This window comes from Marinomonas vaga, from assembly GCF_055388305.1.
In genome coordinates this window covers 3,254,102-3,277,024 of sequence record NZ_AP043903.1, presented here as the reverse complement: position 1 = coordinate 3,277,024, position 22,923 = coordinate 3,254,102, and the positions used below count along the sequence as shown (strand labels likewise).

The 22,923-nt window shown below is 45.9% G+C and carries 26 protein-coding genes; 21 read left to right on the top strand and 5 right to left on the bottom strand.

All coding sequences use genetic code 11. From position 1 onward, the window contains the following. Positions 1 to 19: 19 nt before the first annotated feature. The 3 genes from purC (at position 20) to ACZ5DR_RS15415 (ending at position 2,724) form a co-directional block, all read left to right on the top strand. Positions 20 to 736: a phosphoribosylaminoimidazolesuccinocarboxamide synthase gene (gene purC, locus ACZ5DR_RS15425; protein ID WP_377367840.1), complete on the top strand. Its 717-nt coding sequence runs from the start codon at positions 20 to 22 to the stop codon at positions 734 to 736. 61 nt (positions 737 to 797) lie between these two features. Then, on the top strand, positions 798 to 2,039 hold the full coding sequence (locus ACZ5DR_RS15420) for a lipoprotein-releasing ABC transporter permease subunit (RefSeq protein WP_377367842.1): 1,242 nt from the start codon (positions 798 to 800) through the stop codon (positions 2,037 to 2,039). Then, complete coding sequence (locus ACZ5DR_RS15415; RefSeq protein ID WP_377367844.1) at positions 2,032 to 2,724, top strand: ABC transporter ATP-binding protein; 693 nt, start codon at positions 2,032 to 2,034, stop codon at positions 2,722 to 2,724. The genes ACZ5DR_RS15420 and ACZ5DR_RS15415 overlap by 8 nt, the downstream gene beginning before the upstream one ends. A gap of 30 nt (positions 2,725 to 2,754) precedes the next feature. Here ACZ5DR_RS15415 and ACZ5DR_RS15410 read toward each other — a convergent pair whose 3' ends face one another. Further along, positions 2,755 to 3,261 carry a DUF2062 domain-containing protein gene (locus ACZ5DR_RS15410; RefSeq protein WP_377367846.1) on the bottom strand — a complete coding sequence of 169 codons (507 nt, stop codon included), beginning with the start codon at positions 3,259 to 3,261 and terminating at the stop codon, positions 2,755 to 2,757. Positions 3,262 to 3,299: 38 nt separating this feature from the next. Between ACZ5DR_RS15410 and ACZ5DR_RS15405 the strand changes: the two genes are divergently transcribed. The 8 genes from ACZ5DR_RS15405 to murI are packed head-to-tail and all read left to right on the top strand — an operon-like array spanning position 3,300 to position 9,628. Next, positions 3,300 to 5,060 (top strand): ComEC/Rec2 family competence protein, encoded by a 1,761-nt coding sequence (locus tag ACZ5DR_RS15405; RefSeq protein ID WP_377367848.1) that lies wholly within the window; start codon positions 3,300 to 3,302, stop codon positions 5,058 to 5,060. A gap of 24 nt (positions 5,061 to 5,084) precedes the next feature. Next, positions 5,085 to 5,699 carry a MotA/TolQ/ExbB proton channel family protein gene (locus tag ACZ5DR_RS15400; protein WP_464543758.1) on the top strand — a complete coding sequence of 205 codons (615 nt, stop codon included), beginning with the start codon at positions 5,085 to 5,087 and terminating at the stop codon, positions 5,697 to 5,699. A 12-nt stretch (positions 5,700 to 5,711) separates the two neighbouring features. Then, positions 5,712 to 6,134 (top strand): ExbD/TolR family protein, encoded by a 423-nt coding sequence (locus ACZ5DR_RS15395; RefSeq protein WP_377367852.1) that lies wholly within the window; start codon positions 5,712 to 5,714, stop codon positions 6,132 to 6,134. After that, positions 6,131 to 7,156 carry a tetraacyldisaccharide 4'-kinase gene (lpxK, locus tag ACZ5DR_RS15390; RefSeq protein ID WP_377367854.1) on the top strand — a complete coding sequence of 342 codons (1,026 nt, stop codon included), beginning with the start codon at positions 6,131 to 6,133 and terminating at the stop codon, positions 7,154 to 7,156. Before ACZ5DR_RS15395 ends, lpxK begins: the two co-directional genes overlap by 4 nt. Beyond that, positions 7,149 to 7,343, top strand: a complete 195-nt coding sequence (locus tag ACZ5DR_RS15385; protein ID WP_377367856.1) for a Trm112 family protein — start codon at positions 7,149 to 7,151, stop codon at positions 7,341 to 7,343. The genes lpxK and ACZ5DR_RS15385 overlap by 8 nt, the downstream gene beginning before the upstream one ends. Next, positions 7,343 to 7,801, top strand: coding sequence for a low molecular weight protein-tyrosine-phosphatase (locus ACZ5DR_RS15380; RefSeq protein WP_377367858.1), 459 nt, complete (start codon positions 7,343 to 7,345; stop codon positions 7,799 to 7,801). The genes ACZ5DR_RS15385 and ACZ5DR_RS15380 overlap by 1 nt, the downstream gene beginning before the upstream one ends. Beyond that, positions 7,798 to 8,835 (top strand): UDP-N-acetylmuramate dehydrogenase, encoded by a 1,038-nt coding sequence (murB, locus tag ACZ5DR_RS15375; RefSeq protein ID WP_377367860.1) that lies wholly within the window; start codon positions 7,798 to 7,800, stop codon positions 8,833 to 8,835. The genes ACZ5DR_RS15380 and murB overlap by 4 nt, the downstream gene beginning before the upstream one ends. After that, on the top strand, positions 8,825 to 9,628 hold the full coding sequence (gene murI, locus ACZ5DR_RS15370; protein ID WP_377367862.1) for a glutamate racemase: 804 nt from the start codon (positions 8,825 to 8,827) through the stop codon (positions 9,626 to 9,628). Before murB ends, murI begins: the two co-directional genes overlap by 11 nt. 119 nt (positions 9,629 to 9,747) lie before the next feature. Here murI and rne read toward each other — a convergent pair whose 3' ends face one another. Next, a complete protein-coding gene (gene rne, locus ACZ5DR_RS15365) occupies positions 9,748 to 12,954 on the bottom strand; it encodes a ribonuclease E (RefSeq protein WP_377367864.1) in 3,207 nt (1,068 codons plus the stop codon). Between the two features lie 427 nt (positions 12,955 to 13,381). On the opposite strand from rne, the gene rluC reads away from it, so the two are divergent. Next, positions 13,382 to 14,350, top strand: a complete 969-nt coding sequence (rluC, locus tag ACZ5DR_RS15360; RefSeq protein ID WP_377367866.1) for a 23S rRNA pseudouridine(955/2504/2580) synthase RluC — start codon at positions 13,382 to 13,384, stop codon at positions 14,348 to 14,350. A gap of 56 nt (positions 14,351 to 14,406) precedes the next feature. Here the strand turns inward: rluC and ACZ5DR_RS15355 are convergent, their stop codons facing one another. Next, entirely contained in the window at positions 14,407 to 14,814 is a 408-nt protein-coding gene (locus ACZ5DR_RS15355; RefSeq protein ID WP_377367868.1) for a MaoC family dehydratase, read from the bottom strand. Between the two features lie 68 nt (positions 14,815 to 14,882). Here ACZ5DR_RS15355 and ACZ5DR_RS15350 point away from each other — a divergent pair, with 68 nt between their 5' ends. Both ACZ5DR_RS15350 and ACZ5DR_RS15345 read left to right on the top strand, forming a co-directional pair. Beyond that, the gene (locus ACZ5DR_RS15350) at positions 14,883 to 15,527 is read left to right on the top strand and encodes an HAD family hydrolase (RefSeq protein ID WP_377367870.1); all 645 of its coding nucleotides are present in this window, start codon (positions 14,883 to 14,885) and stop codon (positions 15,525 to 15,527) included. Positions 15,528 to 15,531: 4 nt separating this feature from the next. Then, positions 15,532 to 16,539, top strand: a complete 1,008-nt coding sequence (locus ACZ5DR_RS15345; protein WP_377367872.1) for a S49 family peptidase — start codon at positions 15,532 to 15,534, stop codon at positions 16,537 to 16,539. A gap of 71 nt (positions 16,540 to 16,610) precedes the next feature. On the opposite strand, the gene ACZ5DR_RS15340 is transcribed toward ACZ5DR_RS15345, so the two are convergent. Then, positions 16,611 to 17,201 carry a Maf family protein gene (locus tag ACZ5DR_RS15340; RefSeq protein WP_377367874.1) on the bottom strand — a complete coding sequence of 197 codons (591 nt, stop codon included), beginning with the start codon at positions 17,199 to 17,201 and terminating at the stop codon, positions 16,611 to 16,613. Between the two features lie 113 nt (positions 17,202 to 17,314). Between ACZ5DR_RS15340 and ACZ5DR_RS15335 the strand changes: the two genes are divergently transcribed. From ACZ5DR_RS15335 to fabF, 7 genes are all read left to right on the top strand, one after another. Then, a complete protein-coding gene (locus tag ACZ5DR_RS15335) occupies positions 17,315 to 17,866 on the top strand; it encodes a YceD family protein (protein ID WP_377367876.1) in 552 nt (183 codons plus the stop codon). A 10-nt stretch (positions 17,867 to 17,876) separates the two neighbouring features. Beyond that, positions 17,877 to 18,056 carry a 50S ribosomal protein L32 gene (rpmF, locus tag ACZ5DR_RS15330; protein WP_377367878.1) on the top strand — a complete coding sequence of 60 codons (180 nt, stop codon included), beginning with the start codon at positions 17,877 to 17,879 and terminating at the stop codon, positions 18,054 to 18,056. Positions 18,057 to 18,070: 14 nt separating this feature from the next. Then, entirely contained in the window at positions 18,071 to 19,021 is a 951-nt protein-coding gene (locus ACZ5DR_RS15325; protein WP_377367880.1) for a hypothetical protein, read from the top strand. After that, positions 19,018 to 19,941, top strand: a complete 924-nt coding sequence (fabD, locus tag ACZ5DR_RS15320; RefSeq protein WP_377367882.1) for an ACP S-malonyltransferase — start codon at positions 19,018 to 19,020, stop codon at positions 19,939 to 19,941. Before ACZ5DR_RS15325 ends, fabD begins: the two co-directional genes overlap by 4 nt. A gap of 24 nt (positions 19,942 to 19,965) precedes the next feature. Further along, a complete protein-coding gene (gene fabG, locus ACZ5DR_RS15315) occupies positions 19,966 to 20,691 on the top strand; it encodes a 3-oxoacyl-ACP reductase FabG (RefSeq protein ID WP_377367884.1) in 726 nt (241 codons plus the stop codon). A gap of 136 nt (positions 20,692 to 20,827) precedes the next feature. Then, on the top strand, positions 20,828 to 21,061 hold the full coding sequence (gene acpP, locus ACZ5DR_RS15310) for an acyl carrier protein (RefSeq protein WP_055462884.1): 234 nt from the start codon (positions 20,828 to 20,830) through the stop codon (positions 21,059 to 21,061). 101 nt (positions 21,062 to 21,162) lie between these two features. Continuing rightward, positions 21,163 to 22,401, top strand: a complete 1,239-nt coding sequence (fabF, locus tag ACZ5DR_RS15305; RefSeq protein ID WP_377367887.1) for a beta-ketoacyl-ACP synthase II — start codon at positions 21,163 to 21,165, stop codon at positions 22,399 to 22,401. Positions 22,402 to 22,454: 53 nt separating this feature from the next. Here fabF and ACZ5DR_RS15300 read toward each other — a convergent pair whose 3' ends face one another. Then, entirely contained in the window at positions 22,455 to 22,871 is a 417-nt protein-coding gene (locus ACZ5DR_RS15300) for a PA2817 family protein (RefSeq protein WP_377367889.1), read from the bottom strand. Positions 22,872 to 22,923: the final 52 nt, after the last annotated feature.

Sequence of the window (22,923 nt, the reverse complement as noted above, 5' to 3'; positions counted from 1 at the left end):
ACTAACCGGAGACCCTCCAATGGAAAAACGACAAGAGCTATATGCAGGTAAGGCAAAATCGGTATTTCGTACCGATGACCCTGATAAAATGGTTCTCGTGTTTCGTGATGATACGTCTGCTTTTGATGGTAAAAAAGTGGAGCAATTGGATCGTAAAGGCATGGTGAACAACAAGTTCAACGCTTTTATCATGACTAAGCTTCAAGAAGCTGGTATCCCAACACATTTTGAAGCATTGCTAAGCGACAACGAGTCTCTTGTTAAGCGTTTAGACATGATGCCAATTGAGTGTGTTGTGCGTAACGTCGCAGCAGGCAGTTTATGTCGTCGTCTAGGTGTTGAAGAAGGTTTGGAACTAAATCCACCAACCTTTGAACTATTCCTTAAAAACGATGCCTTAGGTGATCCTATGATCAACGAATCTCACGTTGAATCGTTCGGTTGGGCTGATCCTGCGCATCTGGCCAAAGCAAAAGAGCTGACCTACAAAGTCAATGATGTTCTAAAAGCTTTGTTTGCAGAAGGTGGCATGACTTTGGTGGACTACAAGCTAGAATTCGGCTTGTTCAACGGAGAAGTGCTCCTTGGTGATGAGTTCTCCCCCGATGGTTGTCGTCTTTGGGATGCCCAAACCAAAGAAAAATTAGACAAAGATCGCTTCCGCCAAGGTCTTGGTGGAGTGATTGAGGCCTACGAGGATGTAGGTCGACGCATTGGCATCGATTTTGATGCCTAATGTAAGTTGTTTTATAGAAGGGGCTTAGGCCCCTTCTTTTGCTTTAGGAACAAGAGAGAGTATGAATCTACTACCCGTAAAAATAGGCTTACGTTACGCTAGGGCGAAGCGGGCAAATCATTTCATTTCTTTTATCAGTTTTTCTTCGATTGCAGGTATAGCTTTAGGTGTGGCCGTTTTAATTACAGTGTTATCTGTAATGAACGGGTTTGATCGAGAATTACGTGAGCGTATTTTAGGGATGGTGCCACATGCGACCTTGTGGGGTAATCCTACCTTGGTTGATTGGCGAGAGACGGTCGATCAGGTGTCAGAGATGCCTGGGGTGAAAGCTGTGGCGCCTCATATTCAGGCACAAGTGATGTTCCAGTCCGCAAGAGGAGTTCATGGGGCCTTGTTAAATGGGGTGCAGCCGGATCTGGAAAACAAGGTGTCGATTATCTCAAATCACATGACGAGTGGTTCTTTGGAGGATCTTCGTTCAGGGGAGTTCGGTATTGTTTTGGGGGAGCAGTTGGCCCGCATGCTAGGCGTGCGAATGGGGGATAAAGTTACCGCTTTGCTACCCAAAGCCAATGTTTCGATTGCTGGAATTACTCCAACTTTAAAGCGTTTTACTCTAGTGGGGACGTTTAAAGTGGGAGCGGAATTAGACAGTAGTTTTGCCTATATAAACATACAGGATGCGGCTCGACTGAAGCGCTACGATCAAGATGATGTGGAAGCCCTACGCATCTCATTTGATGATCTGTTCAAAGCGCCTGATTTGATTTGGGACATCGCTAGAGCCGTTCCAGGTCAAAATAAAGTCAGTGACTGGACGCGTACCCACGGTAATTTATTCCAAGCTATCAAGATGGAAAAAACCATGATTGGCTTATTGCTGCTGCTGATTGTGGCCGTGGCTGCATTTAATATTGTCTCTACGCTTGTGATGGTTGTGACGGATAAGCGGACTGATATTGCCATTCTTCGTACCATGGGCTTAACCTCTAGTCAGGTCATGGCGGTGTTTGTCGTGCAAGGAATCTTTATCGGATTATTAGGGACTTTAATTGGTTTGGTTTTAGGGGTGACGGCTGCGTTAAACGTTAGTGATGTCATTGCCTGGATTGAACAGTTGCTTGGCATACAGTTTTTGAGTGGTGATGTGTATTTTATCAGTTACTTGCCGTCCCAATTGGAATGGAGTGATGTTCGGTTCATTGTGGGCTGTGCGTTTGTAATGACGGTTCTCGCAACACTTTATCCAGCGTGGCGTGCGTCCAAAGTCGAGCCAGCGGAGGCGCTACGTTATGAGTAATCCAGTATTAGTGAGTCGAGGACTTTCTAAAACCTATCGTGATGGCAAAAAAGACATTGTTGTATTTGACGATATTAATTTCGAGCTGCATACCTCGGAAGCCGTTGCCATAGTTGGTAGCTCCGGCTCTGGCAAAACCACCTTGTTAAATTTATTAGCAGGCTTAGATCGATCTTCAAGTGGCAAGGTCGAAATTGATGGTCAAGATTGGCTGTCTATGAAGGATGCTAAGCGGTCCAAGCTGCGGAACTCCACTGTTGGTTTCGTGTATCAGTTTCATCATTTGTTGCCAGAGTTTTCCGCGCTTGAGAATGTCATGATGCCTCAGCTTATTGCGGGGGTGTCGAACGCTAAGGCGCAGCAAAAGGCTCTTGGTTTGTTGGCGGATGTTGGATTAACAGATAGGGCGCAGCACCGTCCAGCTCAGTTGTCTGGTGGCGAGCGCCAGCGGGTGGCAATTGCTAGAGCCTTGGCAAACGATCCTGTCTGCGTGCTGATGGATGAGCCTACAGGTAATCTAGATGAAACAACGTCTAAAGATATTCAACAATTAATTGTTAAGTTGAAGCACGAAAAGCAGATGGCGTTCTTGATCGTAACCCACGATGAGAAAATGCTTACATGGATGGATCGAGCATACCGATTGAGTCAAAAGACGTTAAATAGTATTGCGTTAGGCGAGTAAGTTAAAAGAGAAAGGGCGCTAATGATTATGTTAGCGCTTTTTTCGCTCTTTCCAGCGCTTGATGACGTGCATACGCCACAGAATAAGCACTGTGCAATAAGAAGCCAAACCCAGGGCTAGACCGGAAACAATAGAGCCAACATACAGTGGTAGCCAAATGTGTTCCATCTGCATCCAGATCCATTCTACAGATAGGTGGAAGTCTGAATCGATGCCGGCACCGGTGATCCATTTACCTACGCGGTAGTTTGCGTAGAAGACGATTGGCATTGTCAGTGGGTTGGTGACCCATACTAAAGCGATAGATAAGGGGATATTTGCCCTTAGAGGAATGGCAAGCAGGGCCGCGGCCACCATTTGAAATGGCATGGGTAAAGCTGCCCAAAATAAGCCGTTTAAAAATGCCTTAGCAACGGACCGTCTGGTCAGGTGCCATAACTCTGCCTCATAGATCTGAGAGCCAAGCACGGCTAATGCTTTATTTTGCTTAAGTTTCTCAGGATGAGGAATAAATTTTTGTAGAAAACGCTTCGGCATAAACAACTACTTAGGCTGCGCACGGACACGGAGGTCCTATGCTGCTTATAAATATTTGTGTGCTAGTCGGCGCAATTTTGACGCCGCCATCGCTCTGGTGGCTGTATTCTACGCACATCGCTTTGCTATGTCTCTACCAATTGCGAATGGGTAATTGGTCTACACTGACCTTTATCGGTTTTTCCTTAATTGCTTTAACCCATGCTGATGTTTGGCGAGATTGGTTTGTCTCATCAAAGCCAAATGATGTGCCCGGGATTTTGTATGCTGATGCCCGTTGCTATGTCAGTGAGCAACCTCTGGCTCTTGAGCGAGTATATATTCTCCAAGGGCAAGAACGCTTTTACGCAAAGCCTTGTGCAAAAGAAGAGGTCAACGGTCATGGGCAATCCATTGTCCTTAGGTTGCCTGATCGATTTGGCCAGTGGGCAGGGCAATATGGTTACGGTAAACATGTTGGGGCAATAGCTTTTGCGCCTGTTACCCATTCGCCGAGTCTTTCTGAATCTAATCAATATTTCTCTCAGTTTTCTTCTTGGGCCTTTAGTCTCTCTTTAATAAAAGGGGACAGAACTTTTTGGTCAGAGCGTGACAAGTGGTTAATCAACTACTTGGGGTTGACGCATTTATTTGTAGTTTCCGGTTTGCATGTGGGATTCGTGTGTTTCCTAGCCATTTGGGCGGTGAAGTTGCTTTGGTATGGATTGCTGTTTTTACCCAGTGGCTGGAAGCGTTTTCCTGTTGGTCGGCGATGGTTAGAGTTTGTCTTGGCTGTTCCTGCATGTCTCGCCTATACCTTATGGAGTGGCTCAGGGGAGCCGGCGATTAGAGCGTCTTTAATGGCGTTTGTGTTTCTGGGGATTCGTGCCACATATAGAGCATTTCCTTCTGCTCTTGTATTAGCGATGTGTGCATGGTTGATGTTGTTGCAGTGGCCTGGAAGAGCTTTAGATGCCTCTTTTTGGTTGTCATTTGGTTTTGTGCTGTTATTAATTTGGTTGGCTGGCAGAACGCCTGAAAAGGGTAAGTTTTTAATTGTTCAGTGCTTACTGTCGCTGTTTGCTGTGCTGTTAACTTGGGGTTGGCAAAACAGCATAAGTAGTATCACTGTGCTGGCGAATCTTGTGATGATTCCCTTTGTCGCGGCTGTTTGGTTTCCGGCGGCCTTGTTGTCCTATGGTGAATACAGTCTTTGGGGGAAGAGTTTTGTCTATCCATGGTTAGATAGTTTGCTAGTCAGTGCGTTTCAATGGAGTTATGGGGGATTGGCTTGGTCCCCTGATATCCAGATTACACAACCAGTAGATGGTCTACAGAAATTACTGGTTGTGTTGGTAGCCTTTCTGGGGGTGTTCTACCTGCCTTTACTACGCGGCGGTGTGTTATTGATTGGCGCATTTGTGTTGTTGTTTTGGCGGGTTGGAGAGGATGATGTGTCCTTGGTTATCGGTACTGACCGGGGTGCGCTAACAGCTCTATGGCCAAATCGGGCTATTATGGAGCGAGGGGAGGTGATGGTGATAGCCCCTAATGTGTTGGCTATTCAATCAATTGAATCCGCTCAACAAATTATTTCGGACCAGTGGCGCCTTGTGGTGGTGCCACAAGGACAAGACTCGATCACATTACTGCAAGCTTTATCTGTTAAAACTCTTGAAATACCCACGAATGAGCGTTTTACGATACGTTATAGTGACGCAAAATATACCGTACAGGCGGCAAGCTGCTTTCAGGTATTAAATCTTTTGAAAACTGATGGTTGTGAGCATGCAGAAACTTTGGAGAGTGTGTTAAATTAAGCTCAGTTTGAACAGGAGGTCCCGGTGTTAGAGTTTTTTAAATCAGGCGGCATTTTTATGTGGCCACTTCTCTTATGCTCAATTTTGGCTTTAGCCATTATTCTTGAACGTTTTTGGACCTTACGCAGTAAACGGGTCGCCCCCAAGGCCCTGTTGTCCGATGTTATGGCCCGTCTTCGAGATGATCGAATGACTTTGGATTATATTCGCACTATGCAGGCTCAATCTGGATTGAGTTTTATTTTTGCCTCAGGTTTGCTGAATTCTAAACACGGGCGTCGTGCGATGAAAGAGAGTATCCAAGAAGCGGCCAATCACGTTATTCACGAGCTTGAGCGCTTTATGAGTACTTTGGGTACGATAGCAGCCATAGCACCATTACTTGGTTTGCTGGGTACCGTTGTAGGCATGATCAAGGTCTTTAATGTGCTCATGGAGGAAGGTGCAGGAAATACTCAGCTGTTGGCGGGAGGTATTTCTGAAGCGTTATTGACTACCGCAGCAGGCTTAGCTGTCGCCATTCCAGCGTTAGTTTTTCATCGTTATTTTAGTCGTCGCATCGATGAGTTGGTGGTTAACATGGAACAACAATCTACCAAACTTATCGATGTATTGAATGCTGATGGTGGCAACGACTAACGGGGTGGTAGTGTGAAATTTCGTCGACAGAAATTAGAAGATGTTCAGATCAATTTAACTCCTCTTATTGATGTGGTGTTTTTATTGCTGATCTTCTTCATGGTGAGTACCACTTTTAAGCAAACAACAGAATTAACCATTGACCTGCCAACCGCATCTACGGATGCCCCTTCACTGCAGTCACAGCAGCCTGTAGAGGTTGTGATTACTCAGGATGGTCAGTTTACAATTAATGGTCAAACCCTGATTAATGAGCGTGTGACCACATTAGTTCAAGGTTTAACGGAAACCTTTGGAGGCCAGTTGGAGCGTCCTCTTATTATTACAGCAGATGCTAATGCGCCTTATGAGCTGGTTATGCGGGTATATGATGCAGCGGCTCAGCTCGGAATCACCAAGCTTGCTCACACAGCACAAAAAGAGCCTGTTCAGTGAGTTTAGAGACACACATTACTCGTTCTTGGTATAAAAAACTGGGGTGGACTTGGGCGCTAGCGCCATTATTGTTGATTTCTGCTCCTGTTATTTATGGTAAACGACGCAAATTTCTTCGCCATCCAGAGGCCAGTTACCAAGCCAGTATCCCGGTAGTCATCGTTGGAAATATTACTGTCGGGGGGACGGGAAAGTCCCCCATGGTAATCGCTTTGGCTCAACATATTAAAAATATGGGCTTGCGGCCAGGTATTGTTAGCCGAGGTCATAAGCGAGAAGGTCAGGGTGTTGTATTGGTAACGGCTAATTCTGCCGCAAAAGAGGTGGGAGATGAGCCTTTAATGCTTCACCGCCGTGCCCAATGCCCAGTTGCCGTATGTGCTAATCGGGTCGAGGCAGTGAAAGCTTTGGAGTCATCTCGTCAGGTTGATGTGATCATTAGCGATGATGGTCTACAGCATTACCAAATGGGTCGTGATGTGGAAATTGCCATGATTGATGCTAAGCGTCAATTGGGAAATGGTGCTCTTTTGCCAGTGGGACCCTTGCGTGAGCCGTCCAGCCGACTGGCCAGTGTGGATTTTTGTTTTTCTATTGGTGCTATTTCTGGGGCTAACAATGGACTAGGTGTTGTCCATGAAGGAAAGCTTGAAATTGCTTCCTTAGTATCCCTCAATCAGGGGCACACTATGCCTTTAGATGCCTTGCAAAAGGACCTAGATTGGCTGGTTTTGGCAGGGATTGGCAATCCGGAGCGTTTTGTTTCTTCTCTTGAAGCGTGTGGCTTAGCCCGCGGAACGCAAACCTTGTTTTTTCCAGATCACCATGAATATCAGTTAGACGACCTTCCTAAGGATCGTAAAATAATAATGACGGAAAAAGATGCGGTGAAGATTGAGCCGTTTGCAACGTCGTTAGACGATTGGTGGTATGTGACTGTGGACCTTGAGCTTCCTGAGTCATTTACTACAGAATTTACGAAAAAGATCGAACACATATTAAGTGAGAAAAGTTATGAATAAGGCCTTGTTAGACGTACTTGTGTGTCCTGTTACTAAGGCGCCTTTGACATTGAGTCCAGAGGGCGACGAGTTGATTAGTAAAGTAGGGGGTATGGCTTATCCAGTTCGAGATGGTATCCCTGTGTTGCTGGAGTCAGAAGCTCGCACCTTGAATGCAGACGAGCGTCTGGAAAACGGCAAAAACTAGTGAAAGTTTTAACAGTCTGTTTGGGCAATATATGCCGTTCCCCTGCCGCTCAAGGCATTCTTGAAGCTATGGCCTCACAGCGAGGGCTTACCTTATCAGTGGCATCCGCGGGCACTGCTGCTTACCATATTGGTAAAGCCCCTGATCCTCGCTCCCAACGCGCATTAAGTGATATTGGTATCGATATCTCTAGTCAACGTGCCCGACAAGTCACCAAATCCGATTTCGATGAGTTTGATTGGATTCTTGCTATGGATGCTCAGAATTATGCCAATCTGAAACGGCTTGCCCCTAAGAATCATACAGCTAAGGTGGTCATGTTTGGCAGTTTCGCTGCAGATCGCCATTACGGGGAAGTGGATGACCCTTACTATGATGGTGATGAAGGGTTTCAGCGTATGCGTGAGCATCTGCTGGAAATATCAAAGGATTTTGTTGAACACTTGAGCGCCCAATGAGCCAAGATCTACCTTTCGACATAAAAGCGAAAATCAGCCTCAAGGCTTATAACACATTTGGTTTTGATTACTACGCCGACTATCTGGTAGAGGTGAACACCATTGATCACCTCAAATCTGTATTAGTTTGGGCAAAAGCTAAGCAATATGCTGTTCAGATTTTAGGTGGTGGTAGTAATATCTTACTCCAAGGAAACCTCCAAGGCTTGGTTATCGTCAATCGTATCAGTGGTATTGAGGAGGTTTGTGCTTCAAATGAGAGGGTAGAAGTCTCGTTTGGGGCCGGTGAAATTTGGCACGAGTGCGTTCAATGGGCTGTGGAAAATGGCTACGGTGGCATTGAAAATCTTGCTTTGATTCCTGGTACCGCGGGTGCAGCCCCCGTGCAGAATATTGGTGCTTATGGGGTAGAGATTAAAGATGTCATTAAACAGGTTACGGTGCTTGATCGAGAAGTGCTTGAAATCAAGCAATTGCCGGCGGCTGAGTGTGGTTTTGGTTATCGTGAGTCACACTTTAAGCATGATTGGCAGGATCGCTACGTCATTGTTTCTGTCACTCTCAACCTCACTCGTGTTCCTAAATTAATCCTGAACTATGGTGGGTTAAATGCGGTGCTTACCAGTGATTCCTCCATTAGGGATGTTTTTAACCAAGTATGTAAGGTGCGCAGTGAAAAGCTCCCAGACCCGAATTCGCTAGGTAATGCGGGTAGCTTTTTCAAAAATCCTGTCGTTAATGATGTAAAGCACAGTGCATTAAAGCAGAAATTCCCCGATTTGGTTTCTTTTCCTTTTGGTGAGCAATGGAAGCTTGCGGCTGGCTGGATGAATGATAAGGCGGGTTGGAAGGGGGTTCGCCAAGGTGGTGTTGGGGTTTATGATAAGCAAGCGTTAGTGCTGGTGAATTATTCTGATGTGGTGGCTGACGGCTTGTTGTTGCTTGAGCAGAATATTAAACACTCTATTTATGAGTGCTTTGGTGTGATCTTAGAGCGTGAGCCAGTATTGCTTGGAGAAAGGCGTGACGATTAAAGTGGGGGTTATGGACTCTGGTGTGGGGGGCTTAACGATACTTAAGGCCATTACCGGTGCCATGCCCTCGGCTGAAATTCTTTATTTTGCCGATCAGAAATATGCACCCTATGGTAATTTAACTGCCCCTGAAATCGCGGAGCGACTTGTCAGAATTGGTGAGTATTTCCTCCAGCAAGGCTGTCATGCCATGGTAGTGGCCTGTAATACAGCTACTGTGGTCAGTATTCATCATTTGCGTTCCAGTATTCAGATCCCTGTAGTGGGGGTTGAGCCTGCGGTAAAGCCTGCCTGCTCTTATACACGTAAGAAAAGCGTGAGTGTGCTCTCTACCCCTGTTACAGCAGCCAGTTCAAGACTCAATGACTTAATTAATGCCTGGCGACAAGATGCTGACGTAGAAATTCTTTCCAGCGCGACTTTAGCCTTTTTAATTGATCATATGCCAACTTCTCAAGTTGAAGTGAATCTTGAGGTGCAGCGTATTTGTGCTCAGGTATTAGATCATCGTTCTGATACCTTGGTGCTTGCTTGCACTCATTACCCTTTGGTTAGAGCGTATTTTGAGCAGTATCTGGGTGAAGCGGTCAGTATTTTAGAGCCTAGTGTAGGGGTTGCGGCTCAGGTTGTCCGAGTGACGTCTTATAATGAGGCGAATAATTTACTCGTAAGTCAGGCTGAAAACAGTGGTCTGATGGTGCAAAGCAATGGTAACCAAGCGCAATTGGAAGCTTTATCTCACTGGCTGGAGGAGCTAGGGCTGGCCGCTCAGGTTAAGAGTCAGGTCATCTAAGTTAAGTTCTAGTGTTCTAGCGGGTCTTTGATTGATGGTCGAGATTCTTTGCTAAATACTCGATTAAAAATCTACCCATAAAAAAACCGCCATTAGGCGGTTTTTTATGGAGCTGATAGTTATTCAGCTGATTCAGTTTCCGCTGCAGAGTCATCGCGACTGATGCGTGGATCATTTTGAACGCGTCCGCTTCGGCGCTTACGGCGCTCTTGAGCAGCTTGTTCTCGTTTAGCTTGAAGCTCTTGCTTGGCTTTTTCTTGCTGCTCAAGAAGTGCTTGAGGCAGTTCGATAGGAGCCTTGTCGTCTGCTGCAGGCTTAGCTTTTGAGCGACCGCGTACTTGACGAGGTTGACGAATCTTCTTGCCTGATTGGGTGGCTTTACTTTCGTCAGCCTTAGTTTCTTCGGCTTTCGTTTCTTCAGCTTTAGGCTCTTCGACTTTAGGTTCTTCAGCCTTAGGTGCTTCAGCTTTTGGCTCTTCGGCTTTAGGTTCTTCAGCCTTAGGTTCTTCAGCCTTAGGTTCTTCAGCCTTAGGCTCTTCAGCTTTAGGTTCTTCAGCTTTAGGTTCTTCAGCTTTAGGTTCTTCAGCTTTAGGTTCTTCAGCTTTAGGCTCTTCAGCTTTGGGTTCTTCAGCTTTAGGTTCTTCGACTTTAGGCTCTTCGGCTTTAGGTTCTTCAGCTTTAGGTTCTTCAGCTTTAGGTTCTTCAGCTTTAGGTTCTTCAGCTTTAGGCTCTTCGACTTTAGGTTCTTCAGCTACAGAAGTGACTGCTTCGGTCTGTTCTTCTGCTTTGATCTCAGCTTTGCTCATACCTGCTTTGGCGGTCATTTTCGGTTTTGCAGGCTTGTCAGAAGACTCTTTTGAAGCATTTTCGGATGCTTTGTTGGCCTCAGTTTCTTGAGCTGGTTGCTCAGCTTTGGCTTGTGCATCCGTTTTTTCAGCTTTCACTTCAGGTTTAGAAGAGGTTGGCTTATCAGATGATTCGCTGTTTTGTTGCTGGGCGTTAACCTTGCCTTCCGATTCTTGAGTTGTGTTCTCTTCTTTCACCTCTACCTGAGACGTATTTGATTCGTCTTTTTGTGGGCGGCGTGAACGACGAGAGCGACGTGGTTTGCGTTCTGCAGGCGCGCCGTCATTATTTGCTTCTTTAGATTGCTCTGACGTGGCTTGTTTGCTGGCTTCCTCAGCTGCTTTTGCCTGAGTTTCAGCTTGTTGCTGTTGCGCTTGATTCAGTTCAACTTCTTCTTTGAGTTTACCATTACGACGTTTGTTGTCGTTGCGCTCACGCTTACGCTCTTGCAATTCTGGCTCTGAACGGCGTTGTTTCACCGCAGGAGTGTTGTCCTTATTGGCCTTTTGCTCTTCGCGGTTGTCCTTATTGCGATTATTGTTGCGGCTGTTGCCTTTGTTTTCGCTTGGGGTGTTCTTTGCTTCAGCTTGCGCACGACGAGATTGACGTGTGGACTTAGGCTTTTGTTGGTCGTTATTTTGCTCGTTATCTTTGTTTTGATGCTTAGCATTACGACGATTACGGTTATTCTGAGACGGTTTTTTGGTTTCAGAATGAGGTTTCTTATCAGACTTGCCTGAGCTTGTCTTAGTTTGTGCTGTAGCTTTGCTTGGGGTTGTTTCTTCTGAAGAACCAAACAATGCTTTGATAATTCGACTAAAGAGTCCTGCTTTAGCTGGCTCTTTTTTGGCTGCAGGCGCCGTTGGAGCTGGTGCAGGAGAAGCTGGAGCAATGCTTGTTACAGCCGCTTGAGGGCGAGCATGCTCATGGGCTTGGCGAGGCTCGTAATCTGGCTGCTCTGGTGTTTCGACTAAGGTGTAGCTGCTGTCATCTTGAGAGATCACAGAGTTGTCATCGCGAATACGCTCAACGTGGAAGTGAGGTGTTTCCATGTGTGGGTTAGGCACTAGGATCACTTGAACATCGTTGCGTTTTTCAATTTTGGCAATGTTGGCGCGCTTCTCATTTAGTAGGAAGGTCGCTACAGATACTGGCAAGATTGCGCGGATTTGAGCAGTGCGCTCTTTAGCACATTCTTCTTCGATTAAACGAAGAACAGAAAGGGCTAGGGATTCAACGTCTCGGATAAAGCCTTGGCCGTTACAGCGTGGACATACAATGCCGCTTGTTTCTCCAAGAGAAGGGCGCAGGCGCTGACGAGACATTTCTAATAAGCCGAAACGAGAAATGCGGCCGATTTGTACTCGGGCGCGATCAGCTTCGAGTGCATTTTTCATGCGGTTCTCAACCTCTTTTTGGTTGCGAACCGGCGTCATGTCGATGAAGTCGATCACCACAAGGCCGCCAATGTCACGGAGGCGAAGTTGGCGTGCGATTTCATCCGCTGCTTCTAGGTTTGTTTGTAGTGCAGTTTCTTCGATATCACCGCCTTTTGTTGCGCGAGCGGAGTTGATGTCGATGGAAACCAATGCTTCCGTAGGGTCGATAACGATGGAGCCACCAGATGGTAGGCGAACTTCACGTTGGAATGCTGTTTCGATCTGTGTTTCGATCTGGAAGCGGTTAAACAACGGTGTGGAGTCAGTGTATAGCTTGATGCGGTTTTTGAAGTGTGGCATCACCTGCATGACGAAGTTCATCGCATCTTGGTAGACACTCTTTTCATCGATCAGTACTTCGCCAATGTCTTCACGAAGATAATCACGAATTGCACGGATAACGATATTACTCTCTTGATAAATCAAGAAGGGCGCAGGGCGTTCTGCAGCAGCTTTAGTAATGGAGCTCCATAGAGTTTGCAGGTAATCAAGGTCCCACTGTAATTCTTCTGTGGAACGACCGACACCTGCTGTGCGTACGATTAAACCGCCGTTGTCTGGAACTTCTAGACCAGACATAGCTTCTTTAAGTTGTGTGCGGTCATCACCATCAATACGGCGGGAGATGCCACCGGCACGAGGATTGTTTGGCATTAATACAAGGTAACGACCCGCTAAGCTGACAAAAGTGGTTAGGGCGGCACCCTTGTTACCACGTTCTTCTTTATCAACTTGAACAATGACCTCTTGGCCTTCAGTCAACACGTCTTTGATGTTGATGCGGCCGTCAGAGTTGGTTTTTTTAGAGAAGTAGGTCTTGGAGATTTCTTTAAGAGGGAGGAAGCCGTGTCGCTCAGCGCCGTAGTCGACGAAGGCTGCTTCTAGGCTGGGTTCGATGCGAGTGATTTTGCCTTTATAGATATTGGCTTTTTTCTGTTCGCGAGAACCTGATTCGATATCAAGATCGTAAAGACGCTGCCCGTCTACCAGTGCAACGCGCAACTCTTCTTGTTGAGTTGCGTTAATTAGCATTCTAATCATTATAGTGTGACTCTTCTATATGAGTCAGTGTGTTCTAACCTCATGAGGTATAAAGATTTTTCTGATTGCGCGAACAAAAATCAAGCACATATATAAGCTCTAAACCTAACCGATAAGTTGGAATTACAGGAGAGCGTTTCTGTATTGAACTTGTGTTTTCAAATACCGATCAACATAAATGGTGAGGATCTTGAAAGCGCATTCATTGATAAACTATTACACCCATGAACAGACTGACTGGCTCATGCGGTTTATTATAAAAAAATATCTTGTTGCTAGAGGTAAGAAAGATCCAAAGTGTCGCTTTGGTAATGGCTTCTCATTCGTTACAATTGATTCTTCGAGGCGTTTTGTTGCCTCTTACCCTCTGCGGATTTGAATATAACAGTAAAATCTAAGTGCTTCAATTACATAGGAAACCATTCTTTTGGCTGTAAGCGAAAATAAAGCTTCTATAGAGCGTCCCCAAGTACGATTTGAAACCATTGATGAAAGTCATGATGGTCAACGGGTCGATAATTATTTAATGACTCTGTTAAAAGGGGTGCCAAAAGGGAAGATCTATAATTTGCTTCGTAAGGGCGAGATTCGTGCCAATAAGAAGCGTATCAAGCCTGATTATCGATTGTCGGTGGGGGACGTCATACGTATTGCGCCAATTGTGTTAGCGCCTGTTTCGGATAAGCCGACAGTACCAGATGGCCTAAAAAAGGAAATCGAGCGCCGCATTGTTTTTGAAGACAAAGGGTTGTTAGTGGTCGATAAACCTTCTGGCCTTGCAGTCCATGGCGGAAGTGGCTTGAGCTTTGGGTTGGTTGAAGTTGTTAGGCAAATGAGGCCTGATGAGAAGCTCGTTGAGCTTGTTCATCGACTTGATAGAGATACGTCAGGCCTAATAATGATTGCAAAGAAGCGTAGTGTGCTTAGGGCTTTACATGAGGCGTTAAGAGAAAAAGAGGGTGTGCAGAAAACTTACCAAGCGCTTGTTGTTGGTAGTTGGCCAAAGCGTAAGTTACAGGTTAATGCTCCATTACTTAAAAACGAACTCAAATCTGGCGAACGGGTTGTAAAGGTTCATACGGATGGCAAGGAGTCTTTAACGCGTTTTAAAGTGCTGCGTCCTTTTGATGGATACACCTTGATAGAGTGTGAGCCAGTGACTGGGCGAACTCATCAAATCCGGGTGCATACTCAGTTTGCTGGGTACCCGATTGTTGGAGATGATAAGTACACACCAAATGATGCCAATCAAATTGCAAAGCAACTAGGTTTCAAGCGCTTATGTTTGCATGCGGCTAAATTGGAGCTAATGCACGAAGGTAAAAAACTGGTTCTTGAAGCCCCTTTAGAAGAGGGCTGGAAAGAGGCGATGGACGCCTTGCCGACTAAGTATTAAGTTTTTTGAATTATTAAAAAGGGGCCTAGGCCCCTTTTTTGTATATTGCAGATAGTTTATGGAAGCATGATGGTTGCTTCGCCAGTGACGACTTTTTTGCCTTCTACCGTACAGATGGTTTCGATGGTGGCTCGGCGGCGACGTTCGTTTAACTCAGTCACGATCACTGTGGTTGTGACTGTGGCGCCAATGTAAACCGGTGCGCGGAATTTCAACGACTGCTCTAGATAAATGCAGCCAGGTCCTGGTAGTTTGGTGCCGATTGCGGCAGAGATGAATCCCGCAGTTAGCATGCCGTGGGCAATGGGTTTCTCAAAACTGGTTGTGGCAGCAAATTCTGCATCAAGGTGAACGGGATTGTTGTCTCCAGTGACGGCTGCAAACGTATGTACGTCGTCTTCCGTTACCGTTTTCTCAATGCTGGCAGATAGCCCTAAAGTAAGTTCTTCAAAAGAGTAGCTCACAGTTACGTCCTCATTTATAAAATTTTGCGTATGGTACACTCAGCGTAACAATTTCTTAAGAGTTCAATATGATAAAGCTGGTAATCTTTGATTGGGATGGCACCCTTTATAACTCCCTTACTCGTATTTGTGAGGCCATGTTGCGTGCGGGTCAAGAGGCGGGTGCCGAACCACGTGCCCCTGATGATGTCAAAAATATCATAGGGTTGTCTCTGGATGTGGCTGTGGACGTTATCTGGCCGAATGAGTCCCAAGAAACAAAACAGCAAATACAGATGTTCTACAAGAGTCATTATGTTGCATCGGATCAAACGCCTCCAGAAGCTTATGGGGGTGCGATAGAGTTTTTGGAATGGCTTAAAGAACAAGGTGTGCAAATGGCGGTCGCAACGGGTAAAACCCGCCGTGGGCTTGATCGAGTAATGGGACATACTAATACAGGACGTTTTTTTGGTGCCACACGTTGTGCAGATGAAACCTTATCTAAACCCGATCCACTTATGATCAAAGAAATATTGGCAGAGTTAGAGGTTTTGCCTGAGCATGCTCTAATGATTGGCGACACGGAATACGATCTGGAAATGGCTTCCCTTGCGGGTGTTTCCTCTGTGGGGGTTGATTATGGTGCTCATCATCCAGAACGCTTAGTGGCTCACAACCCCTTGATGGTTGTTTCAAATTTACTTTCACTTAAAACACAGTTGGATTGGTGATTTCATGGCATGGACAGAAGATGAAGATCTAAAGCAAGAAGATACGACAACAACCCCTAAAGTTAAGGAAGACAGATCAAAGGATGCTTCTGAAAACGAGCAGTTGATAGGGGCACTAAAAGAAGTTTTATTATCTCAAACCACAGAAAAGCGCCGAGCTCGCCGCTGGAAGCTGTTTTTTAGGTTTGTTTATTTATTTGTGTTTATTGGGCTTATTGGTACCTATTTTTATACAGCGGATTTTGATGATGTGGATGTGGCGCCTTCAGTGGCAGTTATCCCTATGCAGGGTGCTATTGGGGCCGGCGCGGAAGTAGACGCAAATGACTTTGTTGCTTTGCTGGATGATGCCTATGAAAACAGTACTACCCAGGCTGTACTCATTGAAATGAACAGTCCAGGTGGCAGCCCTGTTCACGCGGGGATTCTGCATGACGCCATCATGTCTTACCGGGCCGCTCGACCTGATGTTCCTGTTATTGTGGTTGTGGAAGATATGGCAGCGTCCGGTGGGTATTACATTGCTTCTGCGGCAGATCAAATTGTTGTTGATAAGGCCAGTTTAGTGGGTTCTATCGGTGTGGTTTCAGGAGGTTTTGAAGCCAGTGAATTGATTGAAAAGATTGGTGTAAAACGTCGTATCTTTACTGCTGGCGAAAATAAGGCTTTCTTAGATCCTTTTTCACCTATGAGTGACCATGCAATAGAAAGCTGGCAAGCGGTGCTAGACGAAACTCATGCCCAATTTATAGCTGCTGTGAAAGCAGGGCGTGGCGATCGATTGACGGATGATCCTGAAATCTTTTCCGGTATGGTTTATACGGGTGCCCAGGCGGTGAATTTGGGGCTCGCCGATCGTTTTGGCTATGCTCAGCAATTATTGAGCTCAGAGTTTAGGGGGTTAACGCCTCATTATTATTCGCCTTATCAGGAGCCTTGGGAAAAGCTAGCCAAAGAGTTTGGCGTGCAGTTATCAGCTTCATTTGAGCGTGTATTAACCCGTTGGTATTGATGGCATAAATAATCGAACAACCGAACCGAAAGCGGCGCTAATTATGCGCCGCTTTTTTATTTGTGGTTATTTTAAATTGATAGGGGGTCGATACCTTGATTTCTTAACAGTTTACATGTGGTGATTAAGGGTAAGCCTTCTAGTGCTGTAGGGTCATCACCAGACATGGACGAGAAGAGTGCGATGCCGAGTTTTTCGGATTTGAAGCTGCCGGCGCAATCAAGAGGGGAGTCTTTGTCCACGTAATTAGCAATGTCCTCAAGGGTGAGGTCTCTAAACGTAACGGAGTAATCTACCCGCTCATATTCGTATTCAGATGTGAGGGTGTTAAAGACACAGACGCCAGTTTTAAATGTGACCGATTTGCCGCTAAATGCACTTAGCTGCTCTATGGCATTTTGTCGGGTATGGGGTTTGCCGATGATGTTTTCTTCAAACGTTGCGCTTTGGTCAGAGGCGATGATGATAGATGGCTCCTTCAGTGTCACGGCGACTGCTTTGGCTTTCGCGACAGAGAGTCTTTCAATGTAATCGTCTATGCCTTCATTGTGCAGACTGGTCTCATCAATGTTGGGGGCGGTGCATTGAAACTCTAACCCCAGTCTTTTGAGTAAGGCGGCACGGTAAGTTGATGAGGATGCTAGGACTAATTTGTGTGTCATATGGCCTGTCTAGTGCTTTGATTTGGTGAAAAAAACCGTAAATGTGGTTTGCTAGTGAAATATTACGTAAAAAATGCCAATTACGCCTCAGTAATCTTTGACAACATGGGGACTTGGCAATATTATTCCCCGCCATGTTGAATGACACATTACCCAAATACTTTGACCCTCGTAAATACGCTGCCCAAGAGGTATCGATAGAGGGGCGTTTACTGCTCAAACAGTTTCCTGAGTTGTGCGCTGCTTTAGCGTCAGATGAGGGGGATGCGTTCGTTCATCTAGACTTTAGAGTGGATGAAGATAGGCGCTACATTGCGACTGGTTCAATTAAGTCAACGGTTCAACTTGAGTGTCAACGATGCTTAGAACCTGCGCCAATTGAGCTGGAGGTCGATCTTTCAATTGGTTTTGTCTATGACGAAGATCATGCGAAAAATCTTCCTGGCGACTATGATCCCGTTGTCATGACCGATGGTGAGGTCGTTCTCGCTGAGATGGTTGAGCAGGAATTGCTTCTTGCGCTACCCATTGTTGCCTATCACGCTGAAAGTGGTTGCAACCCAGTAGCTCTAAAGTATGCATCGTCTACCGATGACGCACCGGATGACGAAAATAAACCGAATCCATTTAGTATATTGGCTTCGTTGAAAGCCAAGAAAAATTAGGAGCTCCAAAATGGCAGTACAAAAAAGTAAAGTGACTCGTTCACGTCGCGGCCAGCGCCGTTCACACGATGCTTTGACTAGCGCAGCACTTTCTGTAGAACAAACTACTGGCGAACTTCACCGTCGTCACCACGTTTCTGCAGACGGTTTTTACCGTGGTCGTCAAGTAGTCACCCCTAAAGGTGAGTAAATAGATACCCCAATATGATTAGGGTAGCTATAGACGCTATGGGCGGGGACTTAGGTCCCCGCATTGCTTTTCAGGCAACGCAAAAGATTCTTGCCGCCTTTGCTGATGTTGAGGTGCGCTTCTATTTTGACCCTCAGCACTTCACTGTGCCTGAAGGGGCTTCGTCAAATCGCTTTACTTCTGTTTCTTGTTCCGAGCATGTTGCTAGCACTGAGTCGGTTGATCGTGCTTTATTTAAGCGCTGTGATGCCACGATTTTTCGTGCCTTGACGGATTTGGCTGGCGAGCAAGTGGATGTGGTAGTGACCTTTGGCAACACGGCCGCTATGGTGGCGCTTACCCGTTACATTGTTGGCTTACTTCGACCTAAGCTATATCCCGCCTTGATTAGGGAAATGCGACCCGCTCCGTTAAAGTGTTTGGTAGACTTAGGTGCTAATGTTCACTGTCCTGCGGATATGTTGACGGGTTTTGCTTTATTAGGTTCGGCTTATTTAGAGGCTCGCAGTGATGATGCGGCCAATGTCGCTCTGCTAAATGTTGGCGTTGAAACCTCCAAAGGCAGTTCGGTGATTAAAGATTGCTATCAAATGTTAAGTGCTCGCTCTTGGCCTGCTTTTTCTGGGTTTGCTGAGGGCTTTGAGTTATTTGATGGGGGTAAAAATGTCATTGTGTGTGATGGCATGGTCGGCAACGCTGTTTTAAAAGCGTCCGAAGGTTTGTTTGCTTTTCTATTATCTCAGTTGTCTCAGCATTCCATGGATACAACAGCGGTAGAAAAGTTAGTGCGCGCTGAGAATCGACATGGTGCGTGCTTAGTGGGTGTTAAAGGTAATTTAGTGAAAGGTCATGGTCGTTCCGATGAAAAGGCCATGGTAGGTGCGATTGAGTACGGTATTGATATAGCTCGCACGAATTTATCCAAAAAAATCGAACAAAAGTTAATTCAACAGGGGGTGTTATGAGTAATTCGGTAGCATTTGTTTTTCCTGGGCAGGGCTCTCAGCAACTCGGTATGCTTGCAGACTTGGCTGAGAAATACGACGTGATCAAGGCAACATTTGCAGAAGCATCAGATGTATTAGGCTATGACCTGTGGGAATTAGTGCAAAATGATGCGGAATCATTGAATCAAACAGACAAAACCCAGCCTGCTTTGCTGACTAGCAGTGTTGCGTTGTGGCGCTTATGGTCAGAACAAGGGGGTGAGCAGCCTTCTTATGTGGCGGGTCACAGTCTTGGCGAATATTCAGCACTGGTTTGTGCAGGCGTTATTCCTTTTGCTGCGGCGGTTGAGCTGGTTAAGTTGCGTGGTGAATACATGCAGCAAGCGGTACCTGCGGGTGCCGGAGCAATGGCGGCTATTATTGGTTTGTCTGATGAGCAAGTGGTTGCGGCTTGTGAGTCTGTTTCCGAGGGTGTAGTAAGCGCGGTAAACTTTAACTCTCCTGGTCAGGTTGTCATCGCAGGTGAAAAGGCGGCAGTTGAATTGGCCATGGCTAATGCCAAGGAAGCTGGTGCTAAGCGTGCACTGCCGCTGCCGGTGAGCGTTCCGTCTCACTGTTCATTGATGGTGCCTGCGGGTGAAAAATTGGCTGAAAAACTCAATGCGATTGAGTTTAGTGAGCCGACCATTACTTTAGTACAGAACGTATCGGCGCAAGCGGTGTCTGATGCGGCGCAGATTAAAGCAAATCTTGTTTCTCAGTTAAGTGAGCCAGTATTGTGGACTCAATCTGTTAATTTACTGAGCGAACTGGGTGTTAATAAAACCGTAGAGTGTGGGCCAGGTAAAGTATTGACTGGTCTCAACAAGCGTATTGTGAAAGGCTTGGATGCGGTAGCAATTGGTGATCTTGCTAGCTTTGATGCTGCGATTGCCTAACTATAAAATATTGGAGAACTATTCATGAGCAAGATTGCGCTAGTAACAGGTGCGACACGAGGAATCGGTAAAGCGATCGCTCAGGCTTTGGTTGCAAATGGTGTGACAGTGGTTGGCACGGCAACAAGTGAGTCTGGTGCAGCCAGCATTAGTGAATACCTTGGTGACAACGGTAAAGGTCTAGTATTGGACGTATCCAGTGACGACTCTGTTAATGATGTGATCAAGCAGATCAACGATGAGTTTGGTGCGCCAACTATCTTGGTTAATAACGCTGGTATTACCCGTGATAACCTAATGATGCGTATGAAGATCGATGAATGGGACCAAGTTATCAACACTAACTTGACCTCTGTTTTCCGTGTAACCAAAGCGTGTCTTCGTGGCATGACAAAGGCTAAGTTTGGTCGTGTAGTGACGATTAGCTCTGTCGTTGGTTCCATGGGTAATGCTGGGCAGGCGAATTATTCGGCAGCCAAAGCAGGTTTGGAGGGCTTTAGTCGTTCCTTAGCAGCAGAAATCGGTTCCCGTGGCATCACAGTAAACTGTGTGGCACCGGGCTTTATTGCTACGGACATGACAAAAGATCTTCCTGAAGAACATAAGGCTAATCTAGTGTCAAAAGTGCCAGCGGCACGTCTAGGTGAGCCAGAAGAAATCGCAGCAGCAGTCGCATTTTTGACGAGTGATGCAGCGGGTTATATCACCGGCGAAACATTGCATGTCAATGGTGGTATGTATATGGCGTAATTTGAGTTGAATTTTGTAATGAATTCAACGAAAATACGTCTCCGGTTCATGATGAGAATCACGCCCTTTTTTCGGGTGTCACAAATTTCATAATATGCTCAAAATGAGCTATTAACGAGTAGAGTAGGAACTTCTAATGAGTAGCATTGAAGAACGCGTTAAAAAAATCGTTTGCGAACAACTAGGTGTTAAAGAGGAAGAAGTAGTGCCAGCGGCATCTTTCGTAGATGACCTAGGTGCAGATTCCCTAGACACTGTTGAGCTTGTAATGGCTCTTGAAGAGGAATTCGACACTGAGATTCCTGATGAAGAAGCTGAGAAAATCACCACTGTACAAGCAGCAATTGATTACATCAACGCTAACTTGTAATACTCTGGTGTATTGAGTTTCCGAAAAGCCGCTCGTATTTTAGGTACAGCGGCTTTTCTTATTTTACCCCCTAATGACAGGGAGTTTTTCGGAGGACGCATATGTCTCGTCGTCGGGTCGTAATCACCGGAATGGGAATGGTGACACCCCTTGGCAATAACGTAAAAGACACTTGGGATAATATCCTAGAGGGAAAAAGTGGTGTTTCTAATATTGAGCACTTCGATGCTTCTCAGTTTTCAACACGTTTTGCTGCACAAGTAAAAGACTTCGATGCAACGCAGTATATGAGCTTTAAAGAAGCTCGTAAGATGGATGTTTTTATTCAATATGGCATTGCTGCGGCCGTACAAGCTATTGAAGATTCAGGATTAAGCTCCGAAAGCACTGATTTTAATCGTATCGGTTGTGCAATCGGCTCAGGCATTGGTGGTTTGCCGATGATTGAGAAAAATGTCGCTTTATTAAATGAATCTGGCCCGAAGCGTATTTCACCATTTTTTGTGCCTGGGGCCATCATTAATATGATTTCGGGGCATGTTGCCATTCGTTTTGGTTTTAAAGGGCCAAATATTTCCATTGTGACCGCTTGTACTACTGGTACACATAATATTGGTATGGCGGGGCGCATGATTGCATACGGTGATGCGGATGTCATGATTGCTGGTGGTGCAGAAATGGCTATCACGCCACTTGGTATTGGTGGTTTTGGTGCTGCTCGTGCATTATCTACACGAAATGATGATCCTAAAACTGCAAGTCGTCCATGGGACAAAGACAGAGATGGGTTTGTGATGGGAGACGGTGCAGGCATTCTTGTGCTTGAAGAGTACGAACATGCGGTTGCACGTGGAGCGACTATTTATGCTGAGCTTGCGGGCTTTGGCATGAGCGACGATGCTTACCATATGACCGCGCCTCCTGAAACGGGTGAGGGTGCCTTGTCTGCTATGAGTGCAGCACTTAAAGACGCATCTGTTGAAGCCAGTGATATTGACTACATCAACGCCCACGGAACTTCTACGCCTATTGGTGACCTTGCTGAAACGGAAGCAGTGAAAGCTCTGATGGGGCAGGCGGCATCTGATGTGGCCATTAGCTCCACAAAATCTATGGTGGGGCATTTGTTAGGAGCTGCTGGAGCGGTAGAGTCTATATTTTCTGTATTGGCAATCCGTGACCAAGTGGCACCTCCAACGATTAACTTGGAAGATCCAAGTGAAGGGTGTGATTTGAACTATGTGCCCATGACGCCTCAAAAGCGAAAAGTTGAGTTAGTTCTAAACAACTCTTTCGGTTTTGGTGGGACCAACGGGACCTTGGTGTTCAAGAAGGTATAAAAAAAGCGGCTAAGCCGCTTTTTTTAACGATAGTGCTCTCTAACTAAGAAAACTTATTGCAATGGTGCGTTTTGCGGTACGCTTGGTTTGTTTATTTCGATAAGCTTCGCGATATCCGCAGTTTCTCCGGCGCTTTCTAACTCATATAGCTGTTCATCGATGCTTTGATACAGTGCTAGCTCCTCATCACCTAGGTAATGTAGGCACTCGCCACCAACGAAGTATAATAGTTCCCTGTGCATCAGCGGCACTAAATTCGGATAACAGCGAATAAATCTGCCAATGAGTTCTTGTGTGTCGAATAGAAACTCAGAGGTCGGTGCATCAGCCGACACAATCAGTGTGTTCCACTTATCGATAAAGTCTTGCTCCTCTTCAGCTAATACATCGCGATCGAAAGGGTCGTGCTCTTTGATTCGCTGATCAAGTGTTTGTAGCAGGTCTTTGATGAAATTGATTCTTGAACTCACGTGTAATGTAACCTTTTTCAGTGGGTTTCTAATATTTAAGGTAAGAAGATTA